Source organism: Bacillus coahuilensis m4-4 (assembly GCF_000171615.1).
In the GTDB taxonomy this organism is placed as follows: domain Bacteria; phylum Bacillota; class Bacilli; order Bacillales; family Bacillaceae_K; genus Bacillus_T; species Bacillus_T coahuilensis.
Genome location: NZ_ABFU01000030.3, coordinates 64,966 through 83,132, shown reverse-complemented (window position 1 = coordinate 83,132; position 18,167 = coordinate 64,966). Strand labels below are relative to the sequence as shown.

15 protein-coding genes, 10 pseudogenes and 1 riboswitch are annotated in these 18,167 nt (G+C 35.6%); of the genes and pseudogenes, 7 read left to right on the top strand and 18 right to left on the bottom strand.

Annotated features, from left to right (window positions below; genetic code table 11):
- Positions 1-8: 8 nt before the first annotated feature.
- Positions 9-1,258: pseudogene (gene hflX, locus M44_RS21595) on the bottom strand (GTPase HflX).
- 178 nt (positions 1,259-1,436) lie between these two features.
- Here hflX and M44_RS08285 point away from each other — a divergent pair.
- Positions 1,437-2,060 carry a trimeric intracellular cation channel family protein gene (locus M44_RS08285; protein WP_010172644.1) on the top strand — a complete coding sequence of 208 codons (624 nt, stop codon included), beginning with the start codon at positions 1,437-1,439 and terminating at the stop codon, positions 2,058-2,060.
- Positions 2,061-2,152: 92 nt separating this feature from the next.
- Positions 2,153-2,938, top strand: a pseudogene (locus M44_RS21590) (TIGR00266 family protein).
- Positions 2,939-3,033: 95 nt separating this feature from the next.
- Here the strand turns inward: M44_RS21590 and M44_RS08275 are convergent.
- The 9 genes and pseudogenes from M44_RS08275 to M44_RS21575 all read right to left on the bottom strand — a co-directional run bounded on the left by M44_RS08275 (position 3,034) and on the right by M44_RS21575 (position 10,312).
- Positions 3,034-3,330 carry a rhodanese-like domain-containing protein gene (locus tag M44_RS08275; RefSeq protein WP_010172642.1) on the bottom strand — a complete coding sequence of 99 codons (297 nt, stop codon included), beginning with the start codon at positions 3,328-3,330 and terminating at the stop codon, positions 3,034-3,036.
- A gap of 72 nt (positions 3,331-3,402) precedes the next feature.
- A pseudogene (gene spoVK, locus M44_RS21585) lies at positions 3,403-4,392 on the bottom strand (stage V sporulation protein K).
- Between the two features lie 228 nt (positions 4,393-4,620).
- Positions 4,621-4,848, bottom strand: coding sequence for an RNA chaperone Hfq (hfq, locus tag M44_RS08265; RefSeq protein WP_010172641.1), 228 nt, complete (start codon positions 4,846-4,848; stop codon positions 4,621-4,623).
- Positions 4,849-4,928: 80 nt separating this feature from the next.
- A pseudogene (gene miaA / locus M44_RS21580) lies at positions 4,929-5,835 on the bottom strand (tRNA (adenosine(37)-N6)-dimethylallyltransferase MiaA).
- 74 nt (positions 5,836-5,909) lie between these two features.
- On the bottom strand, positions 5,910-6,842 hold the full coding sequence (locus tag M44_RS08255; RefSeq protein ID WP_010172638.1) for an alpha/beta hydrolase: 933 nt from the start codon (positions 6,840-6,842) through the stop codon (positions 5,910-5,912).
- A 124-nt stretch (positions 6,843-6,966) separates the two neighbouring features.
- A pseudogene (locus tag M44_RS08245) lies at positions 6,967-8,611 on the bottom strand (glycerol-3-phosphate dehydrogenase/oxidase).
- Positions 8,612-8,903: 292 nt separating this feature from the next.
- Positions 8,904-9,461, bottom strand: a complete 558-nt coding sequence (locus M44_RS08240; protein ID WP_010172635.1) for a glycerol-3-phosphate responsive antiterminator — start codon at positions 9,459-9,461, stop codon at positions 8,904-8,906.
- Between the two features lie 112 nt (positions 9,462-9,573).
- Positions 9,574-9,777, bottom strand: a complete 204-nt coding sequence (locus M44_RS29875) for a hypothetical protein (RefSeq protein ID WP_420167101.1) — start codon at positions 9,775-9,777, stop codon at positions 9,574-9,576.
- Between the two features lie 46 nt (positions 9,778-9,823).
- Positions 9,824-10,312: a metallophosphoesterase family protein gene (locus M44_RS21575; RefSeq protein WP_010172634.1), complete on the bottom strand. Its 489-nt coding sequence runs from the start codon at positions 10,310-10,312 to the stop codon at positions 9,824-9,826.
- 84 nt (positions 10,313-10,396) lie between these two features.
- Between M44_RS21575 and M44_RS08230 the strand changes: the two genes are divergently transcribed.
- A complete protein-coding gene (locus tag M44_RS08230; protein WP_010172633.1) occupies positions 10,397-10,771 on the top strand; it encodes a DUF3221 domain-containing protein in 375 nt (124 codons plus the stop codon).
- 60 nt (positions 10,772-10,831) lie between these two features.
- On the opposite strand, the gene M44_RS08225 is transcribed toward M44_RS08230, so the two are convergent.
- Positions 10,832-11,110 carry a hypothetical protein gene (locus M44_RS08225; protein ID WP_010172632.1) on the bottom strand — a complete coding sequence of 93 codons (279 nt, stop codon included), beginning with the start codon at positions 11,108-11,110 and terminating at the stop codon, positions 10,832-10,834.
- 203 nt (positions 11,111-11,313) lie between these two features.
- Between M44_RS08225 and M44_RS29870 the strand changes: the two are divergent.
- Positions 11,314-12,002, top strand: a pseudogene (locus M44_RS29870) (bacteriorhodopsin).
- 80 nt (positions 12,003-12,082) lie between these two features.
- Here the strand turns inward: M44_RS29870 and thiE are convergent.
- The 5 genes and pseudogenes from thiE to M44_RS21550 form a co-directional block, all read right to left on the bottom strand.
- Positions 12,083-12,741: pseudogene (gene thiE, locus M44_RS21565) on the bottom strand (thiamine phosphate synthase).
- Positions 12,738-13,537 (bottom strand): annotated as a pseudogene (thiD, locus tag M44_RS21560) (bifunctional hydroxymethylpyrimidine kinase/phosphomethylpyrimidine kinase). The pseudogenes thiE and thiD overlap by 4 nt, the downstream one beginning before the upstream one ends.
- Positions 13,538-13,551: 14 nt before the next feature.
- Positions 13,552-14,576 (bottom strand): annotated as a pseudogene (locus M44_RS21555) (ThiF family adenylyltransferase).
- A pseudogene (locus tag M44_RS26100) lies at positions 14,573-14,722 on the bottom strand (thiazole synthase); the annotation flags it as partial. The pseudogenes M44_RS21555 and M44_RS26100, both read right to left, overlap by 4 nt.
- A gap of 91 nt (positions 14,723-14,813) precedes the next feature.
- A complete protein-coding gene (locus M44_RS21550) occupies positions 14,814-15,410 on the bottom strand; it encodes a thiamine phosphate synthase (protein ID WP_010172624.1) in 597 nt (198 codons plus the stop codon).
- A gap of 121 nt (positions 15,411-15,531) precedes the next feature.
- Positions 15,532-15,643: riboswitch (TPP riboswitch) on the bottom strand.
- Between the two features lie 177 nt (positions 15,644-15,820).
- Here M44_RS21550 and M44_RS08185 point away from each other — a divergent pair.
- Entirely contained in the window at positions 15,821-16,381 is a 561-nt protein-coding gene (locus M44_RS08185; protein WP_010172623.1) for a glutathione peroxidase, read from the top strand.
- A gap of 261 nt (positions 16,382-16,642) precedes the next feature.
- On the opposite strand, the gene M44_RS21545 is transcribed toward M44_RS08185, so the two are convergent.
- Positions 16,643-16,990, bottom strand: a complete 348-nt coding sequence (locus M44_RS21545; protein ID WP_237705238.1) for a GNAT family N-acetyltransferase — start codon at positions 16,988-16,990, stop codon at positions 16,643-16,645.
- Between the two features lie 32 nt (positions 16,991-17,022).
- A complete protein-coding gene (locus M44_RS08175; protein WP_010172620.1) occupies positions 17,023-17,418 on the bottom strand; it encodes a DUF5412 family protein in 396 nt (131 codons plus the stop codon).
- A gap of 274 nt (positions 17,419-17,692) precedes the next feature.
- Between M44_RS08175 and M44_RS25045 the strand changes: the two genes are divergently transcribed.
- A complete protein-coding gene (locus M44_RS25045) occupies positions 17,693-17,938 on the top strand; it encodes a DUF2512 family protein (RefSeq protein WP_010172619.1) in 246 nt (81 codons plus the stop codon).
- Between the two features lie 7 nt (positions 17,939-17,945).
- A complete protein-coding gene (locus tag M44_RS25040) occupies positions 17,946-18,149 on the top strand; it encodes a DUF2512 family protein (protein ID WP_010172618.1) in 204 nt (67 codons plus the stop codon).
- Positions 18,150-18,167: the final 18 nt, after the last annotated feature.

Below are 18,167 nucleotides of genomic sequence, written 5' to 3'. Positions count from 1 at the left end.
TTCTCCTCTTAACTATATTTCTTAATAACTCCATTTACAGGATGGTCTTTTAAACAATATCCAATAAGTTGATATGAATTGGATTCTTCTTGGTACTCCATAGCTTTTATGATGGTTTCCGCTTTAAGATAAGCTAAAATGTCCCCATCTTTAGAAGGAATTAATGCTGTATAGCGGTCCATTTGTTTCAACACTTGTGTTTGAATGGCTTCTTTAAAAATGATTGGATCTTGATCAGACTTTGCAGATACATGAATATGATCATTTGAAGCAATCGGAATAAATCCTTCAGCCGTTTGGTCACTCTTATTATAGACTGTTAGTAATGGGATCGTATTCATCTCTAATTCTTCTAATAAATCTAGTACTGTGCGCTCTAAATGTGCAAATTCGGTATTAGAACTGTCGACGATATGGACTAATAAATCTGCACCTTTTACTTCTTCTAAGGTTGAACGAAATGAAGCGATTAACGTAGTAGGAAGGTCCTGGATAAACCCAACTGTATCTGTTAATATGCATTGATAGCCTAAAGGGAGTGACATGTTTCGTGACATTGGATCTAACGTTGCGAATAATAAATTTTCTTCAAACGATTCAGCTGAAGAAAGAATATTAAACCATGTCGATTTTCCCGCATTAGTGTATCCAACGATTGCGACCTGAAAGACATGTATTTTTTTCGTCTCGCTCTATATCGTTCTCTATGTTTAACAACTGAAGACAATTGAGCTTTTATATCATCAATTCTTCTCCTAATATGCCTCCGATCAGATTCAAGCTTGGTTTCACCCGGTCCTCTTGTCCCAATTCCTCCACCAAGCCTGGATAATACTAACCCCTGTCCTCCTAACCGAGGGAGTAAATACTGAAGCTGAGCTAGCTCAACTTGCAGCTTCCCTTCTTTTGACCGCGCTCTTTGAGCAAAAATATCTAATATCAGCTGGGTACGGTCTATAACTTTTGCTTTTACAAAGGTTGAAATGTTTCTAACTTGACTTGGAGTTAGCTCATCATTAAAAATAATTAAATCTGGTTCAAGCTCTTCTTCTAAAATGACTAATTCTTCTACTTTACCTTTACCTATGTATGTTGCCGTATCGACTCGGTGGCGATTTTGTGTAACCGTTGCTACAACAGTGCCATTTGCAGTATTAGTTAATGAGGAAAGTTCACTTAATGAATAAAGAAATCGTTCTTCATCCAGTCCAATATTTACACCAACTATAATAACTTTTTCATTTAGTACACTACTCAAATTGTGCCCTCTCTTCTTTCCAACATATTAAAATTCATCATACCAAATTTCTTTTCATAACACTATGTTAAGTTCTTTTAAAATATTGTAAGAAAAGGGTTGCAAACCGCTCTTCACATGATAAAATTTTCTAGGATGTAAATCACATTATTGTGGAACCTTTGAGGAGAAATGGATCATGACATGGGAAATGTTGAGCATAATTGGGACTATTGCATTTGCTGTTTCTGGTGCTTTTATTGCAATAGAAGAAGAATATGATATTTTAGGAGTTTATATATTAGGAATTGTTACTGCTTTTGGTGGAGGTGCTATTAGAAATCTGCTAATTGGTGTGCCTGTATCTGCATTATGGGAGCAAGGTTTATTATTTCAAATTGCCCTTCTTTCTATTACCGCTGTTTTTTTATTTCCACAAGGCTTCTTAAAGACATGGAAAAGATGGGGGAATTTTTTCGATGCCATTGGTTTATCTGCATTTGCTATTCAAGGTGCTTTATATGCTGCTGATATGAATCATCCCTTAAGCGCCATTATTGTTGCAGCTGTATTAACTGGTAGCGGTGGTGGAATGATTCGGGATGTTTTAGCTGGTCGAAAGCCATTAGTTCTTCGAGCAGAAATATATGCAGCATGGGCCATTTTATGTGGAGTGTTAATTGGTTTAGACTATGTAAACTCTCCCCTAGAGCTCTATCTTTTATTTATCTTAACAGTAATTTTAAGGGTGTTCAGTTATACATTTAAGTGGAGACTCCCAAACAGAACATTACAGGAGCAACAACCGAAAACCTCACTTTAGAGGTTTTTTTGTTGACTTTAACTTCTTCACAAAATTTTGACAAATATCTTCTCTCATATTTAGTACACTAATAATGAATAGGAGGGATTGTAATGAATAATCATGAAATTGATTATGTTATCCATGGAAATGACATGCAGTTTGTAGAAGTTGAATTAGATCCAAAGGAAACGGTTATTGCTGAGGCAGGTAGCTTAATGATGATGGAAGATTCTATTGAAATGGAAACAATTTTTGGAGATGGCTCAAGTCAGTCAGGTGGATTTATGGGGAAATAATGGGCGCAGGAAGAGGCTACTAACAGGTGAAAGCTTATTTATGACCGCTTTCACAAATGATGGAGGTTCTAAAAAGAAAGTTTCCTTTGCTTCTCCTTATCCTGGTAGCATAATTCCCCTTGATTTAAGTGAATTAGGCGGTAAAGTGATCTGTCAAAAAGACGCCTTTCTTTGTGCTGCAAAAGGAGTATCCGTTGGGGTGGCCTTTCAAAAGAAATTAGGGACAGGCTTCTTTGGTGGAGAAGGCTTTATCATGCAAAAGCTTGAAGGAGATGGAATGGCCTTTGTACATGCAGGTGGAACATTACATAAGGTCGAATTACAGCAAGGTGAAACGCTTCGTGTGGACACTGGTTGTTTAGTGGCATTAACAAAGATGTAGAGTACGATATTCAATTTGTAAAAGGCATTAAAACCGCTTTATTTGGAGGAGAAGGTTTATTTTTTGCCACACTTAAAGGACCAGGAACTGTATGGGTTCAATCGTTACCATTTAGCCGTTTAGCTTCAAGAGTGTTCTCAAGTATGCCCCATAACGGTGGAAATGAAGGAGAAGGAAGTGTTCTTCGTCGCACATTTGATATGTTAGGTGGGGATTAACAGCATAATGAATACAATCAGAACGAGCCTTAATCTCTATTCAGATTAAGGCTCGTTCTATTCTTTTTATTAAATTAACAAAGTCCATTCCCTTATTAAACGGTTTTGCCATCCCAGCTCATCATACCACCCATGACATTTACCACTTTAAATCCTTGGTTTTCTAAAGTTTGACAAGCCATTTGGCTTCTACCACCAGAGAGACAAATGACGTGGTATTCTTTTGATTTATCCAATTCATGCAGTCTAAACTCTAATAAACTAAGGGGAATATTCTTAGCCTCTTGTATTTTTCCTTCACGAACTTCAGCTGCCTCCCTGACATCTAAAAGCTCAATTGGACTCCCATTATCAAGTAATGTTTTTAATTCTTTCGTATCTATACTATTCATATTTTCTGCCTCCTTTAGGTTGCTTGTAAATTATATACCCATGTAGGTATATATTCAACCAAAAGGCTTATTTTAATCTTTTAATACGATATCACTACTTCTCAAGTACATTAGATCATCTCTGTCATAATGATCAAGCATCAGTAATCTCATCGCTTGGGCACGTATAGACTTTTCAATAATGTTTCGTACATATCGTCCATTTGAAAAAGTAGAAGAATAATGAATACCTTTCATTTCCGTTAAGTGCTCAATGATCTTTCTCTCGGCTTCCTTACTCAACTTATAATCCTTTTCTTCTACCATTCTATCTGCAATTTCCATTAATTGATTGACACTATAATCTTTAAAATGAAATACTAAAGGAAAACGTGAATGCAATCCAGGATTAAGTGAAAGGAAATGATCCATTTCACGAACATATCCTGCTAATATTAGAATAAATTCGTGCTGCTTATCTTCCATATGTTTGACTAGTGTATCGATTGCTTCTTTACCGAAATCTTTCTCTCCACCCCTCCCCAATGAGTAAGCTTCGTCTATAAATAGAATGCCTCCATGTGTCTTTTTTTATTAAATCTCTTGTTTTTTGAGCTGTGTGACCAATATATTCACCCACTAAGTCCGCTCGTTCTGCTTCAATCAAATGTCCCTTAGATAAAACTCCCATCTTTTGAATAGTGTACCAATTATTCTCGCTACAGTCGTTTTTCCGGTACCAGGATTCCCTTTAAACATCATGTGTAACGCTTGTTTTCCTGCTTTAAGCCCAAACATTTCTCTCTTTTTATTAATATAAAGCCACGCATATATTTCTTTAATCATTTTTTTCATGTCATTCATTCCTACTAATTTTTCAAGCTCCGCTTCTACTTCTTTCAGGATGGAATGCTCTGAAGATATGTCTTGTATGCTTGATCGTTCAATTTTTGGAGGTTCTTTTATTTCATGATTATTTTTGGTTTGCAGAACAATATTTATTTGACTTTTATTGGAGTAACGCTTAGAATCAGCCAAATCCCTCACCTCACCAACCTTTTGAGAGTGTGCATAAATAGACATGTTTTGACGTTTTTTTAGCATAACGCGTGAATTGTCGTCTCCTGCGCTTTCCCGAGAAATATTCATCTCTTATTATCCTATTCTATAATAATAAAAATAAGTCGTAGAGATTCAATTAATATTATGACATCACTCCGCTTTTTATGAAGGTTAGGTGTTTTTAGGAAGATAGCTGCGGCAAATAAAAAACAGTTGTCTTGATGTAAGACAACTGTTTTTACCCCTGATTTATTCTTCAAAATTGATTTGGACATTTCGTTGAGGTGCAAATGTAGAAATGGCATGCTTATACACTAATTGCTGTTTCCCTTCAGATTCAAATAATACGGTAAAATTATCAAATCCTTTAACTACCCCTCTAATTTGAAACCCATTTAATAAGAATACCGTAACAGAAGTATTATCTTTTCTTAACTGATTTAAAAATTGATCTTGAATATTAATCCCTTGTTTCATGAAAAATCCTCCTCTATTCTCTCTACATTGTATATTTCGCTTTTTCTTAAAGCTTTCCTGCTAAAAAGGACGAAATGATTTCATTTTTTTCCCTTATTTGATAATTTGGTTACATCGAACCAATGAACATCCATTTTATTATGGAACCACGTCAATTGTCGCTTTGCATATCTTCTTGAGTTATGTTTTAAGGTAGAAATAGCATCTTCTAATGTGGCTCTACCCTCCAAATAGTCATAGATCTCTTTGTATCCAATGGCTTGAATGGACTGCACTCCTTCTACGCCAGCTTCATATAGACGTGTAACTTCCTCTAAAAGCCCTTCTTCCATCATTAAATCCACACGATAATTTATTCGTTCATACAGTCTCTCTCTGTCCATGGTTAAACCAATAAGGGTTACGTTATAAAGAGGATCCTTCAATTGGTTTGCTTGATGCTCACTCATGGTTTTTCCCGTTGTGTGATACACTTCTAAAGCACGAACGACTCTTCTATAATTATTCGGATGAATGTTTCGTGCAGAGGCTGGATCCAGTTGCTCTAATTCTCTAAATAATGGATCAATCCCCTGTTCTTGTAATCTGAGTTCAAGAGATTCTCTTATAGGATGATTACTAGGCTCCTCTGAAAACTGATAATCGAAAAGGACGGACTGAATATAAAGACCAGTACCTCCAACTATAATAGGCAATTTCCCTCTAGAGGTTATTTCTTTTAATTTTTGTTCTTACTTCTTTTTGAAATTCAGCCACAGAAAAGCTTTCAGAAGGGTCCCTGATGTCAATTAGATGATGAGGAATCCCTTGCATTTCTTCTTCTTTAATTTTAGCGGTACCTATGTCCATCCCTTTGTAAATTTGCATAGAATCACCACTAATAATTTCTCCATTATAATTTTTCGCCACTTCTATACTTAGTTCAGTCTTTCCAACAGCTGTTGGACCTATAATGACGAGTAGCTTTTCTTTTGTCAATGTACTCACTGCCTTCTATCAATCTTCTCGAGTATATACATTACATTAGAAGAAACACTAATATAGTATTCCCTTCCAATGTATTATTTATTCAATTCACTAACACTTTTTATAAAATGAACTATATCTTGATAAATGAGTTCATGATTGGTTTCATGTAACAACTCGTGTCTCGCTCCTTCATAAAGCCTAACTTCTACATCTTGGATACCATTCTTTTTGAATTGATTGGCAACTTGCCAAACACTTTTTCCACCGTTTCCAACAGGGTCTTGATCACCACTAATCAGGAGTATCTTCAGAGAAGAATTTACTTTTTTTACCTCTTCATCCTTATGTATGGTCTTTAAACCTTCAAGTAAATCGATAAAAAAACCTACTGTAGAAATATTTCCAGATAAGGGGTCTTCAATATATTCTTTTACTTTCTCTTCATCTCGAGATAACCAATCAAATTTCGTTTTGGTTGGTTTAAATTTATTATTAAATCCCCCAAAAGATAGAGCATCAAGAAGTGGACTAACTTTTTTCTTTGAATAGATTCTCGCTTCCATTTTAGCAATCCCTCTACCTAGTAAACCAAGGATTCCAGGATCTCCTCCGGTCCCTGAAAGAACACAGGCACTTAACACTGTATCATTGACTTGAATATACCTCCTTGCAATGAAGGAACCCATGCTGTGACCAAATAAAATGATCGGATTTGCTGGATATAGCTGTTTTATTTTTTCTTGAACTTCCCCAACGTCGCGAACGACTCGTTCAAAACCATCAGAATCTGAGAAATACCCTAATTGCCCATTTTTTTCAGCGGTTTTCCCGTGACCTCTATGATCATGGCCTACTACACAGTACCCCTCAGTTACTAAAAATTTCGCAAATGAATCATAACGGTTGATATGCTCCGCCATACCATGAAGGATATGAATGACACCTTTAGGATTTTTACAATCCCAAATTGTCATATAGATCGAGTGACCATCAGACATTTTAACATATGATTGTTGTGTTGACATTCTATCATCCTCCTCATTATTTTAAGCAACTCTTTCATGTTGAAATTATTTATTCTAGTATACAATACTTGTAAAGAAATAGAGACTATTCCTCCATTTGAAGAAATAGTCTCTTACCTTTGATTTAGTGAAGATTAATAGGTTCGGTTGCGTCGGTTAATTCTCGTTCAAGATCTTGTGTATATCTTTTCGTTTCATCTATTGTCCAATTTAGCTCTTGAGACATTATGGTAATGACCTGATCCTTGTATAATAGGACCTTTTCAATATTAAAATATAAATCACCTGTTCTTCTCACGAAGAAATCAGTTGGGGTATAAGCCATTTCATGTTCAATGCTATACATTAACTGAGCGTAATAATCGACCGGTATAGTGTAAGAGATATTTTTAGTAAAAGAGAGTACATGTTGAATGTTGGAACCATACATTCTGGTTAATGCCTCTATTTGTTTTTTTTCTAAATACTCATTCTTGCATTCGTTTACTAATTTTTTCGATGTATTTCTGAAATCCGTTTGAACCATTGACATCTCCTCCAGATATACGTATGTTTTTCGTATTGGAAGCAGAGTAAATGATGCCTTCATTTAACTTCATTCTGGAAACCACCAGATCTACAACTTGTTCGGCCATTTTTCTGTAGCCTGTTAATTTACCACCTGCAATCGTAATTAACCCACTTTCGTGCTCCCATATTTCATCTTTTCTAGAAATTTCTGAAGGGTCCTTCCCTTCTTCATAGATTAATGGACGTATACCTGCCCAGCTAGATTCAACATCCTCTTCATGTACGTTCACTTCTGGAAACATAAAACGAATACTTTCTAGAATATACTCCCTATCCTCGTTTGTCATCTTAGGTGTAGCCTTTTCGGAGTTATAGAAAGTATCTGTGGTTCCTACATAGGTTTTTCCATCACGTGGAATCGCGAATACCATTCTGCCATCCGGTGTATCAAAATAGATTGCTTGCTTTAAAGGGAAGACACTTTGATCAAACACTAAATGAACACCTTTGGTCAAGCGAAGATTCTTATTATTTGTAGAATAATCCTTCTTTCTAACCTCATCTACCCAAGGTCCTGTCGCATTAATAACGTATTTTCCTTTAATGGAGAATGGTGTATCACTAACTAAATCCGTTGCATGAATACCGTTCACTCTGTTGGTATGATAAGAGAATTCATTTGCTTTCACATAATTTAGTACGGTTGCACCATAACTGACAGCAGATTTTAATACTTCCATCGTTAACCTAGCATCATCTGTTCGGTATTCTACGTAATAACCGCCGCCGAGCAGATTTTCTTGTTTTACTAAAGGCTCCTTCTTTAAAGTTTCGGTTTTTGACAGCATGGATCTTCTTTCAGATTTTTTCACACCTGCTAGAAAGTCGTATACTCGTAATCCAAGGGATGTGCTGAATTTACCAAAAGTTCCTCCTTTATAAATGGGCAATAACATCCACTCTGGAGTCGTCACATGAGGACCGTTTTCATAAACAATCGCTCGCTCCTTCCCTACATCTGCAACCATCTTCACTTCTAGCTGCTTTAAATATCTTAAGCCACCATGGACTAGCTTGGTTGAGCGACTAGATGTGCCTGATGCAAAGTCCTGCATTTCAACTAGAGCAACTTTCAACCCTCTACTGGATGCATCTAACGCAATTCCAGCACCAGTGATACCTCCTCCAACGACAACAACATCAAATTCATTTTGACTCATTTGATTTAGTAAACTGTTTCGATTTTTTGATGACATCATGAGATTATCTCTCCCTTTACTAGCTATATTTAACACAAAAAGACCACAACAAACACAAAGTACTACGTTCTTTGCGTTCGTGTGGTCTCTCTCATTCTCTAACCGATTTATTAACTTAACTGTATCATACCATAATCACTACGGGATGAAAAGTTTAAGATCTAACATTCTCCCTTTCTTCATGACCTATTTGAACTGAATTAGCATTAGTACGAATAGGTTCTATTTTTATAACTTATTATGAATAAGCTAAAAAAATACTGGTACATAACATCATACAATGAAATCCCTATTATTGATCATATAGTTTCCATAAGTCATGGTTAGAACTTGTTACAGCAATTGCACCTGCATGAATTGCATTTTCTACTTCTTCTGCTGTTTCAATTAGTCCACCAGCAAATATTGGCGTTCCGGTAGCTTCTTTTAATCGAGTAATCACTTTAGGCACAACACCTGGTAAGACTTCGATAAAATCTGGGCTGTTCTTCTCTATTTGTTCAATGCTTCGATTAAACGCATTAGAGTCTAAAATAAACGTACGCTGGGTTGCTAGCACACCTTTTTGCTTCGCTTTTTTTATCACACTGCTTTTTGTTGAAATAATTCCATATGGCTTTAACTCTTGGCAAATAAATTCTGTAGCATATTCATCATTTTTAAGTCCTTGGATTAAATCCATATGTAAGAACATCTTCTTATTTTGACTATTAGCCATTTGAAAAACTGATCTCAATCTACTGATATGCAAATCTAAAAATACTCCATACGTATACTTACTTTCTAGCATTCTCTCAAAATCCTTCATTGAATGGATCGCAGGGAGAACTTTTTGACCTTCTAAATCCAAATTGTCACCCTCCTACTATCATGCTCATTTATTTAAAAACCTACCTGATGATTTCTTACAAACACTTCTAAATAGTATGCATGATTAGTTTATACTTGCCAGGAATTTTTAGCTACTCTGCATGGGAAGAGAAAAAAATAGATAGCAATTCCTCTTTACTAGGGACGTTTAATCTATTATATGATTCTATAAATGCTTCATAAGGATAAGTTGCTGTATAAAACTTAACATCACGACCAGTAAGGATACAAAAAGGGGCTTCACCTTTGTTGTGACATCCTAAAGCTCCAGGATTTATATAATAAGTACCATTCACTTGAAAATAATGTAGAGGATGATGATGACCAAATAATAGGATGTCTTCATTTTTTTCTTTTATATAGCTCTACCATATTTTCTTTTGAAGGTTCTACGATATTTTTGTATGGCTCACGGTCAATGGGAGCATGAAGAAGCTCTTTCACATAGCCATAGTGAGTAACAAGTGTTGGTTTCCCTCCAACTTTAATTTGTATTTCACGTTTCCATGAATTCATAAAAGGTATCCATTTTGGGTCCAAATTTCTTGCTATCCATTCATGGTGGGAATACGCATGAGCATGACTTCTAGGGTATGGCTGATTATGAAAAATAGCTAGAACACATAGATCATGATTCCCATGAACACACTGAACATCCTCACGACTAGTAAGAATCTCCATCACTTCATTAGAGAATGGCCCAATGGCAACCTGATCGCCACCACAAAATATTTGATCTACATTCAATTGATCAATCTTATTTAATACACTTTCTAATGCATAGGGATTACCGTGAATATCAGTTATAAATGCGATTTTAGTATAATTCAAGCGCTTCCCTCCTGTCCTATATTCTAAAAATCTGTTACTATGAATGTACAATATTGACCGCATGAAAAAAGGGGAATGTAACGAATGAAAGCCAAAATACTGATTGTCTGCATTATTTTACTTAGTTTTATTATTCCTGTTGTATCTATCTTAATCTTTCAGAATGTTTGGGATGAACCCAATCGATTTTATGAAGAAGGATTTGTCGGATCCATTAACGAAAATTCTCTTACATTAATTAAAAACTCTAGCTCAAAAGAGGTTGAAACGAAAGGTTTGGACCAATTGTTACTTGAAAAAGAACAAAGCGGAGATATAACCATTGTAACACTTAGAGAAGGAGAGACCTATTCTATAGCTACTGGGAATCGGATCAGAGTTTATTATGTGGACGATGAAATTCAAGAGTCATATCCTCCACAAGGATTATTAGATAAGTGGAAATTAATATCTGAATAAAATACAAAGTATAAAGGGCCCAAACTTATAAAAGTGGGCCCTTTTCATATTGATTGCACCTTAAGGATTTAGTACCTTTTCGACATATTGAATAACATGTTCGAATTTGGTTCCTTTTACATTCGTATTCGCTTTAGAGGTCACTGTTCTATCTTGATGAACAGTTGCTATGTATAGAGGGGTAGATAAATTTTTCGGTGAACCGTTTTCCCATTCTATTTCTGAAAGCTTGAATAATTGAAGATGTACCTGATCATTTTGCTTAGACGCTAGAACTAACACATCTAATTTTTCTACTTTTACTGCGTTGATTTGTTCGTGGGATACAGTATGTTGCAAAGATTTTTAATCACTAATAGGAGTTGTTTTGTTCTTCCTCAGTTAATTGATGTAATGATGTCATAATCTCCCTACTTTCTACGTGTATTTTCTGTTCTCTCTCATTATAGGCATAAATGGTACAGTAATAAAACCACTATTCCTTATAACTTGACGAATTTTGGATATACTAGTTCTATTGTTAAATTAGGAGGATTTTTTTTATGATTTCTATACTTCACTATGGTTATTCCTTCATTATGTTACTAGGGGCATTGTATTTCTACCTTTTAAGTAAAGATCCAAAAGGGGTTCCTGCTTCGGAATATTTGATCGCTATGGTCATCCCGTTGTGGTCTGGGGCTGCTTATTTGTCTATTGCACTTGGTCAAGGATTATTTCAATATGATGATACCACCATCTATTATGCTAGGTATATTGATTGGGTGATTTCCACTCCCTTGTTATTAGCTGCTTTAGCCTTAACCGCTATGTTTGGTGGAAAAAGAATTTAACTCTCCTTTTTTCTCTTGTAGCCCTAGATGTTTTTATGATTATCACAGGATTTGTAGCAGATTTATCAATTGGTACTACAAAATATATTTGGTATAGCTTAGGCGTTATCGCTCTTATTATAATCCTAGTCATTACGTTTGGACCTCTAAGAAGAATCGCTATTTCAAATGGTACAAGGTTAGCACGTCATTATACCAGAGTAGCCATCTACTTATCGGTTTTATGGGTATGCTATCCAACTGCATGGCTATTAGGTCCCTCTGGGTTAGGTTTAGCACAGGAATTAACAGAGGTTCTCGTATTTATTATCTTACCTATCTTTTCAAAAGTAGGTTTTAGTATAGTAGATTTACACGGGTTACGAAAACTTCATCAATCAAGTTATGTCCACAATTAATAGATGAAAATGAAAGAAAAGACCAAAATCATTGGTTCTTTTTTTGGTCTTTTAAGATTACATAATATAACTATGATATACTAATTCTCTTTCTTTATTTTTTCCATTGAAAGAGATAGCTCTAAAGCTGCCTGAAAGGGATTTGAAGCTCGGCTAATGGCGGAAATAACGGCTACACCATCTGCTCCCACTTCCAAAACGTTACGCATATTTTCTTGATTTATTCCACCAATTCCCACAAGAGGGATTCTTATTCCAGCATTTCGTATATTATTAATCATCATAGGGCCTTTTACTTCAGCATGATCCTCCTTTGAAAAGGTAGGATACATGGGACCTACACCAATATAATCTGCACCAATGTTTTGTGCATCTCGAGCTTCTTCCACATTATGAGTAGAAATCCCTAATATCCCTCTCCATCGATTACGAATATCTATTAAATCACCATCCTCCTGGCCAACATGGAGACCATCTGCATCTAATATGGTTGCTAATTGTAGATCATCATTCACAATAAAAGAGACAGAAAATTGTTCGCAAATCGTTTTAATTTTCTGTGCAACGATCACTTTTCCTCTCCACTATAGGCACCTTCGCCTTTTTCTCGATATTGAATCATGGTAACCCCACCCATAATGGCATCCCTGATCGTATTCTCTATATCATTAAGGCAATTGTGACTACCACAAACAAAATAAAGAGATAATTGCTCAATTAAACTTCGGTTATGAATCATTTAATTAAAACCTGCCTGTCCGCCCAATGATTAGTTGGTCCATTTCCGGAGCCTAGTTGTAAAGAATGCTGGATTGCATTTTGAATAAATCTTACCCCGACCTCAACTGCGCTCACCACATCCTTGCCTTTTGCGAGCTCAGCAGTTATTGCTGCAGATAGAGTACATCCCGTTCCGTGCGTGTGTTTTGTCTCTATTTTCTGACTTTCCCATTCATAAAAATTCTTTCCATCAAAAAGAAGATCAACCAATACATCTCCCATCCCATGTCCCCCTTTAAGTAGGACATATTTAGCACCTAAATCATGTAATTTTTTGGCTGCATCTTTTTTGCATGTTATCGTCTTAGTTTCCATATTGGTTAAAATTTCACATTCAGGTAGATTGGGAGTAATCAAAAAGGAGACAGGTACTAACTTTCTCTGAATGGTTTGGATCGCATCAGGTTGTAGTAAAGACGCTCCTCCCTTCGCAATCATAACAGGATCTACCACTAACTTATCCCAGTCATATTGTTTGGCACAAAAAACAATCATTTCAATAATTTCTACACTAAAGAGCATCCCTGTTTTTATACTATCTGGTGTCAAATCTTGTTCGATACGAGAGATTTGCTCATAAATCATTTCAACTGGTATTGGGTGAACACCATGGACACCTAACGTATTTTGAGCTGTGACAGCAGTCACCGCAGACATTCCAAAAACATTCCTTTCATGAAATGTTTTAAATCCGCTTGTATTCCTGCTCCTCCTCCTGAATCAGAACCAGCTATGGTTAGTGCTTTCTTCACGATCACCTATCCCACTCCTATCCTAAATAACGATGGTAAATTGATTTCGCTTCATTTTTATCTGTTGTACCATGGACAATCGCTCTACCATCTTTAAATAAAACAATTCGATGACGATTTTCTTCTATGATCAATAGTTGATCATTCTTTTTAACTACCAAACCAATTTCGCGTAACTTATTAGCCACTATCTCTAAATCCGTTTGATGATAGTGAGAAGGTCTAATCTGTACAGCATCCCGCCCACATAATACAGCTGACCTAGACATTGCTTGAACGTCTAGAAAGGGATGCGTTTTCTCATCTCCACAGCATGGACAATCAGATTTCTTTAGAGGTTGGATAGTTAGTTCTCTTGTTGAATTTTCCCAAAGGTCAAACGTATACAAAGTGTCTCTCATTGCATTTCTATTCTCTGTTAATAGTTTTAAAGATTCCACCAATTGCAATGACGTCACTAATTGAACAGTTGGGCTTATAATTCCCGCTGTGTCACATGTAGCCCCCCCTAACGGAATAGCTTCTAAAAGACAGTATAAACAAGGTGTCTCTCTTGGAATGATCGTATAAGATATACCATAGCTACCAACACAAGCCCCGTATATCCACGGCAAATGATACTTTTGGGCAAAGTCATTGATAACTAAGCGGGTTTCAAAATTATCTGTTCCATCTAAGATCAAGTCAATATTCATTTTGGCTTTAAGTTGCTCTAATTCTACTGGTCCCACATCACAAACATAAGCATCAATTTCGCAATCAGAATTCATCTTTTGTAATGCATTTTTTTGCTGCAATCACTTTAGGGGTATGGTCAATTGCATCGTTTTCAGTGAATAACTTTTGACGCTGCAAATTACTCCACTCTACATAATCTCGATCCATTATGGTTAATCTGCCAATTCCTGCTCGAACTAATCCCTCTGCTAACGATGTCCCTAAAGCACCAATCCCAATAAGCAGCACATGTTTATTTCTTAATTTTTTGCTGACCAACTTTTCCAATTGGATTGAAACGTTCCTGTCTAGAGTATCTAGTCAAACTTTGCTCATCCCTTCAACAGGGCTACTCGCCGATGCATATTTTTTCTTTGGTATTCTCATTGCTTCATAGCTTAACCTTCCCGCTCTTATACCTAGCTTCATAGCTTCTGCCATTTTTACTGGGTTCCCAGCTCCTGCCACAGACCCCTTGTAGATAGCTCAAAAGCAATAGAAGCTCCAATCACTCCTCCTCCAACTATAATTGAGTCGAATCGTTGCATATTATTGCCTCCACTCATTCATACTGTTTCGAAGTTTTTGCTTCAGCACCAGGATTGTTTGCATCTAAGATTCCTGACATAATAGCTACTCCGAACACCCCAGTTTCTAAAACATCTATCACATTGCTAGCATGAATTCCACCTACTGCTAGCACTTTGCTATCAAATTCGTCAACGAGAGTTCTTACTACATTTAGGCCCCTATGAGGCATATACTCCTTTGATTTTGTTGGGAACACATGGCCAAACATAATGTAATCTGCTCCTTCAGCAATCGATTGTTTTGCTTCATAGATGGAATGTACAGACCTACTTACTTCAAGGTGTTTAAACATTTTTCGTATACCCTTAACCTTTATTCCATTTGAAGGTAAATGTATGGAGGAAAGACCGTACAATAATGCGATATCCAATCGATCATTTATCACTAATTTATCTAACCGTACTCCTTTATCACGTAATCCTTCTACAATTGTGCAAATGTCTCGAGCAGATTTATCTTTTTCACGAATATGAATTTTATCGACCCAGCATTCAACTTCTACAATTTTTTCAATTGTTGTATAGACAGAATCTACTCCATTTGTCATGACATGAAGCTCCCTTTGCATACAGTTCCTCCTCTCTCTTAATCTATCGTTTCAAGACAAACAAAAAACCACTTTCTGAAGGAAGAAAGTGGTGATAAGGTAAAGTAATTTAGAAAGACAAATTGCTCTCTAAAATTGATAACGATACACATATCCACTTCCCTACGCTGGTATAATCCAGATCAGGTTCTAAGGGTCTCAAAGAATCACTTTGATCTCAGCCCTATCATTTATGGGCTCCCCTAGTGGGTAAAACGGAATTATTTATTTTTCAGTTAGAATCATACCATAAATGTATCCGCTGTCAATGAAAATATATAAAATTATGTTGAAAATCGCACACTAACCATTGCTTAATTATATATTAACACCTATAGTAGTTTAGTAGCATAGTGAATATAGTTGTTTTTTACTATTTTGGAGGAATAATAATGTCAGTACACTCGTTTAATGCAGTGTCAATGAACGGTCAAGAAAAAACATTGTCAGAATATAAAGGGAAAACCTTACTGATTGTGAATACTGCTGGTAAATGTGGATTTACCTATCAATATGAAGATTTGCAAAAACTTTATAATCGTTACAAAGAAAAAGGGTTTTTCATTCTAGGCTTCCCATGTAATCAATTTGACCACCAAGAACCTGACGATAATGAAAAAATTCAAACCAACTGTTTATTGAATTATGGCGTCACATTCCCTTTATTTCAAAAAACAAATGTTCGAGATGAGGGAGCACACCCGTTATTTACTTATTTATCCCAAACGATTCCGTTTCAAGGATTTAATCCTTTTCACCCTGTAGCTAAAATCCTGATTCCACTAATTAACGAAAAGCATCCAGAATACTTAGCAGATGATTACTCTATTAAATGGAACTTCACAAAGTTCCTGATTAATAGTGAAGGTGAAGTAATAAAAAGGTATGAATGTACTACGGACCCTATTGATATAGAATTGGATATTGAAAATTTATTAGTACCTGTTTCATAATTTTATACAGAATCGTAAAGAATCTCTTTAAAGCGAGATTCTTTATTTGTCTTATAGTATATTTTATGTTTACATAATATTTATATGGTAAATATTTAATAGTATTATTTTAAAAACCACTCCACCTTACATTCTACTACCTCTGAATTTCCTATTTTAACATTCTCCTTTTCTACTACTATTCCACCTTTTTTGAGATAAAACTGTATGGATGGGTTATTCTGTATTACCCAAACCGTCATTTCTGAATATTGATTCAACTTAAAAATGATCCCACATAGCCAGAAATAATTCCGTACCAATTCCTTGTCTTTGATACTCTTCTACTAAATAGAATGCATAAATCTCTGCAATTTTAACATCCGCTTTTTCTCTGTCTTGTCCTCCATTAATAAAGCCAATGATCTCATTATCTTGGTTGTATGCTACAAATGTATTTTTCAATCCAGTTGGTGACTGAAGAACGTTTTTCCATAATCGTTCTTTCTCTTCATATGAAAGGCTATCTATATATCCATCTTCTAAAATACCTCGATACGTAGTTCTCCAACTTTGTATATGTACAATTGCCAGATGAATGGCATCTTCTCTTGTCGCTTGTCTGATCAACCTTAGAACCTCGCTTTCCATTATGATTGGAATTAATCCCATCTGTGATCATAAGTTTCATTAGGTACTTGTAGAATGTGACCATTAATGATGACGGTGTCTTTTTCAATCCACCTTATCACTGCAGTATTTTCATTTTTATTCCAATAGATAGTCTTCATGGTTCCTTCTTGATGGCAAAGAAGCTCTCCTCTAAGTGATTCTGTCGAATCGTTTTTTGCCACGTAGGCTCTAATCACATAGTCCCCATTTGGAGAAGCTGATTCAGTTAAAAGCTCTCCTTTAGGGAGACGTTCCATATCAAAAAATAACGAATAGGCAACAAATGATGACCCTAACAAAGTGATGAAAATTCCAATCATACTGTATACTTTTTTATTCAAATTTGGTGTGTTTACCCCATAATGAAAGTTATGATTTGTGCTCACATCATCAGACCTCCTTATTCACCTTTCGATTATTTCAAATATTTGTAAATTATTCACATCACTACCATATCATATGTTAGTAGTTAAATGAACTAATAACAAAATTCCTAACTCTATTTTCTATTTTTAAAACGTTATCCTTATAATAGACGTTTGGATTGAAAGTTAGTTTCATACTATTTGAAATATTTATACAAAAAGTACAAGTTATACCATTCCACTCTGTATATTTCTAAGGATTGTGTTACAAACTAAAAAAAGGAGGTAATACGATTTGAATACATTACGACTTCTTTCTTTAAAATTTGTACTATCCCTTGTTGTTTATGCGATCAGCCTAGATCTTTTTTTTGAAGCAAGTTTAGCTCAAGTGGTATCTTTTAGCGTTCTTTCAACTATCCTGACCTACTTAACTGGAATAGTTATTCTTTTAAAAAGGCTTGGAAGTAACAGCACATTAATCGTTCATTTTTTCACTGTGTATAGTATTATTTGGTATTTTTGGCGGTATATTACTTGAAAGTTACATGCAAATTGCTTGGGGCAGCATTACAGCGGCCATCCTCCTTACATTAAGCGAGGTCTTCATCTATTCCTATGTTGTCTCTTTTCGAACAGTAAAAGAAAAAGTAACGAGGAATTATAAGCAAGTGACCTTTCCTTACGTGACAGAAATGGCTGATGAATTGGAGGTCAAAAATAAAAAAAGAAAGGAAGATGAAAGTCCTTGAACAGTCAGAAAGATGTTC